The sequence below is a fragment of the Pirellulales bacterium genome, assembly GCA_035656635.1.
Taxonomy (GTDB): Bacteria; Planctomycetota; Planctomycetia; order Pirellulales; family JADZDJ01; genus DATJYL01.
The window spans coordinates 1-9,085 of sequence record DASRSD010000190.1 but is presented as its reverse complement, the minus strand read 5'-3'; the positions used below and the strand labels follow the sequence as shown (position 1 = coordinate 9,085).

Below are 9,085 nucleotides of genomic sequence, written 5' to 3'. Positions count from 1 at the left end.
CGCAAGCGTTTGGCTATATTGCTCAAGGAGGCCGCTTGATTTTCGTTGGGCTCACCGGCGAGGAAGTGACATTCCGCCATGCGATGTTTCACAAATCGGAAGGGACGCTGCTTTGTTCCCGCAACGCCCTGCCGGAAGATTTTACGAGAATTATTCAGCTCATTGAGGCTGGACGCATCGACACCCGGCCGTGGATAACGCATCGCACCGGCTTCGACGAGTTGCCTGATGTGTTCTCGTCGTACACACTGCCAGAAACCGGAGTCATCAAAGCCATGTTCAACCTCGACAACCAACATTAATTCCTTTTTATTTTGCCTTCTGCTTTCTGCCTTCTGCCTTTTCTCTCCATGCTCAAACATCAGCTCCTGCATCCGCAAATTAGCGCTGTGCTGGCCCGGGCCGGCCACACGGCTAAAGTGTTGATTGCGGACGGGAATTATCCGGCCTCATCTACCTTGGGGCCGCGGGCAGAATTAGTGAGCCTAAATTTGTCGCCTGGTGTGGTTACTTGCACACAAGTGCTGGAAGCTTTGGCCACGGCAATTCCCATCGAAGCGGCCCACACCATGCAGCCGGATGCATCCGGGCCGCACGCCTTGCCGCACGACCCGCCCATTTGGGCCGAGTTTCGCACCATTTTCCGGCAGCACGCCATAGCGATAGAATTGCAGCCGATTGAGCGCAGTGAGTTTTACCGCACGGTGCAATCGCCGGAGCACGTGCTAACTATTCAAACGGCCGATCAGCGACAGTTTGCCAACTTACTGCTTGTTGTCGGCGTGCGCAAGGATTGATACGCTGAGTCCAATGGGAGAACTTCTATGCGACGCTTAAAAATCACTTTAGCGATTCTGGTGGCTGTTTTGCTGGGCGGATGCTCGCAGCAACCGTCCGCTCCGGGAGTTGGCAAGCCCGAGCTAATTGTCTCTGCGGCTGCCAGCACGAAAGAAGTGATGGAAGCGTTGGCATCGCAGTTTCAATCGGAATTTCGCACAGAGGTGAAAGTGAACACCGGGCCCTCCAGCGGCCTGGCGGCACAAATTGAAGCGGGAGCGCCAGCCGATTTGTTTCTATCGGCCAGCCAACAATGGGCCGATGACGTTCAAAAGGCTAACCTGGCCGACGCCACGGTTCGCTTGCTGACGAATCGTTTGGTCATGGTCGTTCCGAAGGGCAACCCGGCGGGCGTGCAACAACCGCAAGATTTGCTTTTGGCCCAAGTGAAAAAGATTGCCTTGGCGGGCGAAAAAGTTCCGGCCGGCATGTATGCCGACCAGGCGCTGACCAAACTTGATTTACTCAAAAAACTAACCGACGACGGCAAAATTGTCCGCGGCCAAGATGTGCGCAGCGCGCTGAGTTATGTGGAGCGGGGCGAGGCGGAAGCGGGCATTGTGTATTCGACGGATGTAGGCACAGCGCCCGGTACGACACAGATTTATGAGTTCGATCCGAAATTGCACGACGAAATTGTGTACGCCCTGGTACTGCTGAAACATGGCGGGGCAAATCCCGCCGCGAAGCAGTTATTCGACTTTTTACAATCGTCCAAAGCGGACGAAGTGTACGCCAAGTTTGGATTTTCGCGATTGCACGAAGCTGCGGCGCAACCGTGAATTCATTTGTTCAGCACGATTTAGCTCGTCATTGAAAAGGACGCCGCTGTGTTAACCGTCGCAGAATGGCAAGCGGTTCGATTGACACTACTGGTGGCCAGCGTGGCCGTGATAATTAGCCTGCCGCTGGCCATCGCGCTGGGCTGGCTGTTGGCGAAGCGAAATTTTCCCGGAAAATTTATTGTCGAAACGCTGATTAACTTGCCGCTGGTGTTGCCGCCCGTGGTGACCGGGTATTTGCTGCTGGTGGCGTTCGGCCGGCAGGGCCTGCTGGGTTCGTTTTTGGAGTCGACGCTGGGCCTACGCTTTGTCTTCGATTGGAAAGGCGCGGCCCTGGCTTCGGCCGTCGTAGCGTTTCCTCTTTTGGTGCGGCCCATTCGGCTGGCGTTTTCGGCCATCGACGATCGCTTGGTTCAGGCGGCGCGCACTCTGGGCGCGTCGCCGTTGGATGCCTTTTGGTCTATTCAATTGCCCTTGGCGCGGCCGGGAATTCTCAGCGGCAGCATGTTGGCGTTCGCCCGCAGCATGGGAGAATTTGGAGCGACGATCATGCTGGCCGGCAACATTCCGGGCGAAACACGCACGGTGTCGCTAATGATTTACTCGCAGTTAGATGTTCCCGGCGGCATGGAACAATCGATCCGGTTGGTAATTGCCTCGGTGGTCATTGCCGCCCTGGCGTTAGGGGCCGGCGAATTACTCGATCGTTTCGGACGGCAGCGCTTGCGGGGAGCCACCGCCTAACCGCCATGAGCGCGCTCAACTTCGATTGCCGTTTCACTTATCCGCACGGCTTCCATTTGAACTTCGCCTTTGCCGCTGAGCAGGGCGTGACGGCGCTGGCCGGCCCGTCGGGCAGCGGCAAAACCACGGTGCTGCATTTAATTGCCGGCTTACTTACGCCGCAAGCCGGAAGAATTTCGCTGCCGGACAAAATCCTGTTCGATTCGAACCTACCTGTTAGCTTGCCGCCGGAACAGCGTGGCATCGGCTACGTGTTTCAAGATTATCAATTATTTCCGCACTTGAACGTGGAGCAAAATTTGCGTTACGGACAACGGCGGGCCCAGCCCGCGGGCGTCGATTTTGCAAAGTTAGTGCGCATCTTGGAATTGGACGAATTGCTCCGACGCCAACCCTATTCGCTCAGTGGCGGACAAAAACAGCGCGTGGCCGTAGGGCGTGCTCTTCTGCGCAGCCCAAAGCTGCTGCTGTTGGATGAACCGTTGAGTGCGCTCGATCCGAGCTTGCGGGCATCAGTGGCCGAACATTTGGTGCGCGCGATCGAAGAGTTTCACATTCCCACGCTGCTGGTCAGCCACGATCGCGAAAGCATCGATTGGCTGGCGCACACGACCATTTCGCTGGGCTCTGCTTTGCCGCAGCCGACGGAGAACGCAGCGCGGCCTGGAAATTCTGTGTAGAAATCCAGGCCGCGTCTGCGTTCATCCTGTAATTTGGCCAATTTACTTGCGGCGGCGCAAACAAATGCCTGCTAGCAACCCAATGCCGGCGGCAATACACAGCGCGGCTTTGGGATTCTGCTTCACTTGTTGCTTGGTTGATTTCCGCATTGCACGAACTTTCTTGCGGCTTTTGCTAATGTAATCGGCGGCGCTGTCTTTGAACTCGGCGGCCCGGCGCTTCATCGATTGCGTAGCGTCGGAGCTCAATTCGCGAACTGCGGTCAGAACATTCCGTTCGGTCTCGGCGCCATATCCTTTTCCGTTGCTGCCATTGCGCAAGGTGTGATTGGAATTCTTAGTTGCTTTGCGGTCTTTTACGTCACTGCGAAACATAATTGGATCTCCTCTGAAAAATCGCTCGAACCATTCGGAGGCCTAAGTCCACGTCGGTGGCAGGCATTTGCGAGGCCTGCCGGGGCCGGCCTCAAGGTTCAAGCAAGTGTAGGTTATTTCCGGGCGGCAAAGGAACCGTCCAAGATCCGGAAAATTCGCTGATTCCGACGTGTTTTTCAGTGCGGCCCCAATGTCAGGTGGGCCGGGCCCTTCAATCCCAGGCGACGAATTTCGGCTGCGTTCGAGAGGGCGAAACCATGATGGCGGCCCGTCGACCGTCAGTAAAGTAAACGTCGCCGGTTAAGTTTCGCCGCGGCGAAATCCGGTCGCACGGGCCCACTCCGCCGACATAAGCCGCCTTTTCCAACCGTTCGGCCTGGAGCAAATCTTCGACGACGTAATCGCGGGCTTCGTCCACATCGGGATCAATTTTGTGGGTCGTCAAGTTCCACGTTCGCCAAGTAAATCGCACGCCAATATCGCGGCTCACCTGACCCACCCACACCGGCACGCCTTCAAAGCGCAGCGGAGTAGACCACAGCCGCAAGTGCAGCCGTTCGTTAATCGAGCGCCGCACCCGCTGCAGCGCAAAATCCTGACACCGTCCGAATAAATACAACGGGCTCACCGGCGAGTAGCGATACTCCGAGCCAATGAAGAACGCCCGAAATGTTTTCCAACAGGTGGCCAGCGTGATGGTTTCGGTTTCGTCCCACCGGGCTCCGAAAGCGCTTAGCAGGGTTGGAAATTCTCCGGCGACGACCAGGTTCACCGGATCACCCGCCCGCAATCCGCCGCGATTGGCGGTGCTGGGGGGCATTTTGGCGAGCTGTTCCACCAGCGTGGGAATGGTGCACACAATGAGCTCATTAGCCGCGTAACGATTTTCAAAATCGTGGCGCATGTAATCAGCTTGCAACCCAGGCACGGGCACCGTGAACGTGAATTCCTTAACGTCCTCGGGGCTCAACAATCGAAGATGCACAATTTTGCTGCCGACATCCAGCGAGGTGAACACAAATCCTTCGGCCTTCGCTCCGCCGCGGATTGGCCGCAGGCGAAAGGCGTGCTCCTCAAAAAATGCTTCCATGTTCCGATTGGCTCGCCGGGCGGCGAACAGTTTGATCGGCAGCAAAAGCAGCAGCGGCAAAATCAACAGGGGGAGAAATATCCACGCGAAAAAGCCAACTTCCAGCAGCCGTCGCCCGGTCACATAGCGCGTGATGGCCGCCGCCTCGTGAGGCGAATAATAGTTCGGATCCAAACTCAGCAGATTCAGCCGATATGGCTGCTTGCAACCATTGGAAATTTGCAACCAAACCGGTTGAATGCCGCGTCGGGCCAGCGACACGCCGAAAAATTCTTTGCTTTCCACGGCATCGAGCACGGCCACCGTGGCTTCCAGGCCATCGGCCGATTGACTTTGTGATCGCTCGAGAAATTTTCGCGCTGCTGCGTCCGGACGGTAAGGCACCCACAGCCAGCGCAAGACGGGAATGCGATCAAGGGCCATTGCCGTGGTTGCCCTCGGTTGATTTCGCGCTGCTGACCAGCGCCGAGCTTAAAATTTGCGTGGCGTCGAACATTTGCGTCGTGGTATCCGGTTGTGTCGTGGAACTTGGCGTGCGCGGGTAGCACTTTTGCCACCAGGCGTAGGCATCGGCTTTGGTCCACGTGGCCAGCGCCGAGCACTGGCCAAGAAGATCGGCCAATGCCGCCGCCGAAGCCGGCCGATCGGTGGGTTTTTTTTCCAAGCACTTTAGTAATAGAGCCTCGAATTCGGCAGACACCGGCTTGCCCAAGCGTTTGGCAGGCGAATCGGGCGTCATCATCACGTGCTTTTGCAGAATTTGAATCACATTATCGGCATCGAAAACAGGCGTGCCGGTCAGCAGGAAATAACCAACTGCGCCCACCGCATACAAATCGCTGCGGGCGTCCATTTGATTGTTTTGAATCGCCTCCGGCGGCATGTACAGCGGCGTGCCTGTGAGCGTGCCCGTGGCGGTCAGCGAGGAATCTTTACGGTCATCCAGCGCTTTGACGAGGCCGAAATCGAGCAGCTTGACGAAGTCATAGATGCCGCCTCGTTCGGTCAGGATAATGTTGGCCGGCTTAATGTCGCGGTGAATGAGCTCCGTGCCGTGAGCTTCGGCCAGCGAGCCGCACACTTGCTGCAAAATATAAATCACACGGCCTTCCGGCTGGGCGCCGTGCTTTTTCACCAGGTCTTCCAGGTTGATGCCGTCCAGATACTCCATGGCGTAATAAAAAATGCCTTCCGCCGTGCGGCCATAATCGTAAATGGCGATTGTGTTGGGGTGCGTCAGCTTGCTCGTGAGTTGCACTTCGCGCTCGAAGCGGGCAATGGTTTGCTCGTTGGTTCGTTCCGCACCTAAGAACTTGACCGCCGTAGGGCGGTGGAGCATGTCATGATGGGCGCGGTAAACGATGCCCATGCCTCCTTCGCCCAACTTTTCGTCCAGCGTGTATTGGCCCAGGTGCTTGGCGGAAAGTGCAGCCAACCGGGCTTCGCGCTTGGCATGTGCCACGACCACCGTAAAGAAGAAAATCGCCACGGCGGCTATCACCAGCAGTGCAAACATTCCCCAAAAGGCGCGGCGGAGCACGTACAACGGTTGGAACGATTCGGCCACATCCTGTTTTGTCGTCACACCAAATCCTTCGTCTTTCAGCCACGTCCACGCACTAATCACCGGCACGCCCCGGTAGTCGCGAAACCCGCTGACTTCGACACCTGATTCTCTCTTCAGCGCTGCTGTAGCCATTTTGGTCAGCGGTTGATCGGCCCGGCGCAATTCTGGCCGCCCGCCCGTGGTCATGTCGACTCCCGGGTCGCGCATTTCCAGCGTGAGAATCGAGCGCGAATCGGGCAAATCGGCCAACAGCCCAATTTGCTTGAGATTATCGTCAAAGCGGCTTTCGCTGAGCATCAAGCCGTCTTGATTGAAAGCGTACGTTTCGCCGGTTTCGCCGCTGCGGGCCACTTGCAAAATGCGCGTGAAATCTTCATCGGGGCGAATGCGCAAACCGAGCACGGCCACGATTTGTCCTTGCGCATTTTTCAACGGAGCCGCGGTGAACATGGTGGGCAGGTTCGATTTGACTTCGCCTTTTTCATCCTTGAGCAGTAAAATACTGCGGAATGGATGCGAGACGCCGGGCTTTCCGGCTGCCACTTGCGTGAAAAACTGTCTTTGGTAGCCCGGCAGCGAGCGGCCTACGGGGGCATCCAAATCGGCGGCCAGCACGACCGCTTCAGGAGACAGAATCACAAAGCCCGCATACCCCAACGCCATTTCCGGCTTCAAGCGTGCGCGAATTGACTCTTGCGCCGGCGATTGCAGCAGCGCCCGGGTTGGATCAGCATCGGCGGCAGATTTTCCAATTGTCGCGAGCTGCTCGACAGGCGAGATAAGCTGATCGTCGTCGGCAATCAGCAGTGCATCCTTGATTTCTTCCAGCGTCCACACGTGCAGGGCGGCTACATCGGCGTTCAGAATGGCGGTCAGCTCACCGATTCGGCGCTCGCGCATGGCATTTTCCACCGATCGGCTAACCCACCAGCCGCACAGGCCCAAAATCAGCGTGGCTAGAATCGGCCAAATCCACAACTGTTTGCGCCGGATCAGGCTGGTGACCACGGCCGACCGAAGCGCGCTGCGTGCTGCAGATTTCACAGCGCTGGCGGCCTTCGAAGACGATTTGCTTTGGTCCACAAACAGCTCCCGGCCTGGTGCGCTAAATCAACGCGAGGCTGCGGCTTCGTGAGTTTACGCCTCGGCGAGCCATTGTTTGGCCGCTTCCAACTCGGCAGCGTCGAAGTAGCGGATTTTCGCCATCGTGAACGGCTTGCAAATGGTGGCCATCCACTTTTCCCACGTCTTTTCGCCGACCAAAGCAATGCGCTCGATTTTTGTGCAATGCGTGGTGGCGAATTTCGTGTCGTCCCACAGCGCTTTGGCGTCCCAACCGTGGAAATCGTGAAACTGCGCCAGCATCCGAATTTTTCCCTGCTTGGCAATGGCTTCGTCGATCAGTGGTACGAATGTTTTGTAATCCGCATCGTGCAGCTTGCCCGACATTTGGAAGCCCATCACGTTGGTTGGCATTCCGGAAAGTTGCTCAATCATATTTTCCCTCCTGGATCAATTGTTTCACAGATAAAATATTTCACAGATCAATTGTTTCACAGTTAAATTATTTCATAGTGGCAAGTAAGAGCCAAACGGCGGCACAAAGTTATTGCCGAACGGAACGCTGTACGGACTTCGAAAGCTGCCCGAATCGTATGAGCTGTTGAGCTGTGTCGCTCGCTCCTGCCGCGCTTGTTGCACCGTCCCTTGGCTGGTCTGCAGCGCTTGCAATTGCTGCTGCCGCAGGCGATCGAACGACACTTGGTTTTGAGCGATGGATTGCCGGTCCGCCCGAATTTCGGTCATGGCCGCTTCCAGCTTCTGGGCGCTGAGGTTGGGAATATCCATCAGCCCAAGCGATTCCAGATACTTGCGGCGGTAACCGTCGGCCATGTTGGTCATGTACGCGCCGAGCCAATTCTGGGCTTCTTGAAAGTCCTTGCCGTTGAGCACTTTCAGCTTGGCGTGCCAATCGTCCATGAACGCTTGCAACTCGCTGGCCGGCATGGCTTGAATTTGTGCTTCGAGCTTTTCGTTGATTCGCTTGATTTGCGCCGGAGTGTAAATGGGCTGGGTCGAAAGCCATTTTTGATACTCTGCGCCCAGCCGCTTCCACTCGTCGCTGGCCATAATTTTGGATCGAGCGGCGTTTTCTGACGGCGGCATCAGCACCGATTGCGTGGTTGCTCCGGCGCGATCGGCCGCAGCGGGGACGGGTTGTTCAGCAATCGCTTGCCTAGCCGTTGCGCACCCGGCGAGAACCAGCATCACAGTCAACCATTTTGCAGCGATCGATTTAGTAGCGATCCATTTTGCAGCCATTGCTGGACCCTCGAACAACGGAAGAAAACATGCTGACTATAACGGCAAAGTGTAACTAATTTGGCCTGGGCCATTGTCTTCGAAGAATTGCATTTGGGGCGGAGCTGGTGGATTAAACTTGGGCGGCCGGTAAGGGCTTTGAAATGTATTGAAGCCCGGCGCGCTGTTATAGGAACTGAACTGTGTTTGCTGCGCTTGTTGCGAAGCCGCGTTTTGCTGTTGGGCAGACTGGACCGCTTGCTGCCGGCCGGCGTTGAAGGCCGCTTGGTTTTGCGTGATCGACATTTGATCGGCGCGAATATCGGTAATGGCTGCCTCCAATTGGCCGGCGGTCTTGTTGGGGATATTGGTCAACCCCATTTGCCGCAAATAATCGCGCCGATAACCTTGCGCCATGTTGGTCATGTAGGCCCCGAGCCAGTTCTGCGCTTCTTGAAAATCCTTGCCGTTCAAAATTTTCAGCTTGGCCTGCCAGTCGTCCATGAAGCCTTGCAGTTCGCTGGTTGGCATGCTCTGGATTTGAGCATTGAGCTGATCGTTGATTTTTTTGATTTGGTTGGGAGTGTAAATCGGCTGCGTGTTCAACCATTGCTGGTATTGCACGCCGATTTGCTTCCAGGGGTCGCTATTCATAATTTTCGCCCGCGTGGCGGCATCCGCTGCCGCGGTGGTTGACGCAGCCGCCGGC

General features: G+C 56.4%; 11 protein-coding genes. 5 read left to right on the top strand and 6 right to left on the bottom strand.

Going from position 1 to position 9,085, the window contains the following annotated elements:
* The 5 genes from VFE46_20270 to VFE46_20250 all read left to right on the top strand — a co-directional run.
* Window positions 1-302: L-iditol 2-dehydrogenase (locus tag VFE46_20270; protein ID HZZ30346.1), on the top strand; the 302-nt coding region annotated here is incomplete at its 5' end.
* Window positions 303-350: 48 nt separating this feature from the next.
* Window positions 351-797 (top strand): RbsD/FucU family protein, encoded by a 447-nt coding sequence (locus VFE46_20265; protein HZZ30345.1) that lies wholly within the window; start codon window positions 351-353, stop codon window positions 795-797.
* 27 nt (window positions 798-824) lie between these two features.
* The gene (modA, locus tag VFE46_20260) at window positions 825-1,619 is read left to right on the top strand and encodes a molybdate ABC transporter substrate-binding protein (protein HZZ30344.1); all 795 of its coding nucleotides are present in this window, start codon (window positions 825-827) and stop codon (window positions 1,617-1,619) included.
* 48 nt (window positions 1,620-1,667) lie between these two features.
* Window positions 1,668-2,363, top strand: coding sequence for a molybdate ABC transporter permease subunit (gene modB / locus VFE46_20255; GenBank protein ID HZZ30343.1), 696 nt, complete (start codon window positions 1,668-1,670; stop codon window positions 2,361-2,363).
* 5 nt (window positions 2,364-2,368) lie between these two features.
* The gene (locus VFE46_20250) at window positions 2,369-3,043 is read left to right on the top strand and encodes an ATP-binding cassette domain-containing protein (protein HZZ30342.1); all 675 of its coding nucleotides are present in this window, start codon (window positions 2,369-2,371) and stop codon (window positions 3,041-3,043) included.
* Window positions 3,044-3,085: 42 nt separating this feature from the next.
* Here VFE46_20250 and VFE46_20245 read toward each other — a convergent pair whose 3' ends face one another.
* From VFE46_20245 to VFE46_20220, 6 genes are all read right to left on the bottom strand, one after another.
* The gene (locus tag VFE46_20245) at window positions 3,086-3,418 is read right to left on the bottom strand and encodes a DUF883 C-terminal domain-containing protein (GenBank protein ID HZZ30341.1); all 333 of its coding nucleotides are present in this window, start codon (window positions 3,416-3,418) and stop codon (window positions 3,086-3,088) included.
* Window positions 3,419-3,629: 211 nt separating this feature from the next.
* Window positions 3,630-4,931 carry an LssY C-terminal domain-containing protein gene (locus VFE46_20240; protein HZZ30340.1) on the bottom strand — a complete coding sequence of 434 codons (1,302 nt, stop codon included), beginning with the start codon at window positions 4,929-4,931 and terminating at the stop codon, window positions 3,630-3,632.
* Window positions 4,921-7,119: a serine/threonine protein kinase gene (locus tag VFE46_20235; protein HZZ30339.1), complete on the bottom strand. Its 2,199-nt coding sequence runs from the start codon at window positions 7,117-7,119 to the stop codon at window positions 4,921-4,923. Before VFE46_20235 ends, VFE46_20240 begins: the two co-directional genes overlap by 11 nt.
* A 93-nt stretch (window positions 7,120-7,212) precedes the next feature.
* On the bottom strand, window positions 7,213-7,572 hold the full coding sequence (locus VFE46_20230; protein HZZ30338.1) for an STAS/SEC14 domain-containing protein: 360 nt from the start codon (window positions 7,570-7,572) through the stop codon (window positions 7,213-7,215).
* A gap of 72 nt (window positions 7,573-7,644) precedes the next feature.
* Window positions 7,645-8,397, bottom strand: a complete 753-nt coding sequence (locus tag VFE46_20225; GenBank protein HZZ30337.1) for a hypothetical protein — start codon at window positions 8,395-8,397, stop codon at window positions 7,645-7,647.
* Window positions 8,398-8,433: 36 nt separating this feature from the next.
* Window positions 8,434-9,085 (bottom strand): hypothetical protein (locus VFE46_20220; protein ID HZZ30336.1); only part of this gene is annotated, 652 nt, incomplete at its 5' end.

Coding starts and splice junctions, on each gene's coding strand:
- VFE46_20265 (HZZ30345.1), top strand. CDS start 351: ATGCTCAAACATCAGCTCCTGCATCCGCAAATTAGCGCTGTGCTGGCC.
- modA (HZZ30344.1), top strand. CDS start 825: ATGCGACGCTTAAAAATCACTTTAGCGATTCTGGTGGCTGTTTTGCTG.
- VFE46_20250 (HZZ30342.1), top strand. CDS start 2,369: ATGAGCGCGCTCAACTTCGATTGCCGTTTCACTTATCCGCACGGCTTC.
- VFE46_20245 (HZZ30341.1), bottom strand. CDS start 3,418: ATGTTTCGCAGTGACGTAAAAGACCGCAAAGCAACTAAGAATTCCAAT.
- VFE46_20240 (HZZ30340.1), bottom strand. CDS start 4,931: ATGGCCCTTGATCGCATTCCCGTCTTGCGCTGGCTGTGGGTGCCTTAC.
- VFE46_20230 (HZZ30338.1), bottom strand. CDS start 7,572: ATGATTGAGCAACTTTCCGGAATGCCAACCAACGTGATGGGCTTCCAA.
- VFE46_20225 (HZZ30337.1), bottom strand. CDS start 8,397: ATGGCTGCAAAATGGATCGCTACTAAATCGATCGCTGCAAAATGGTTG.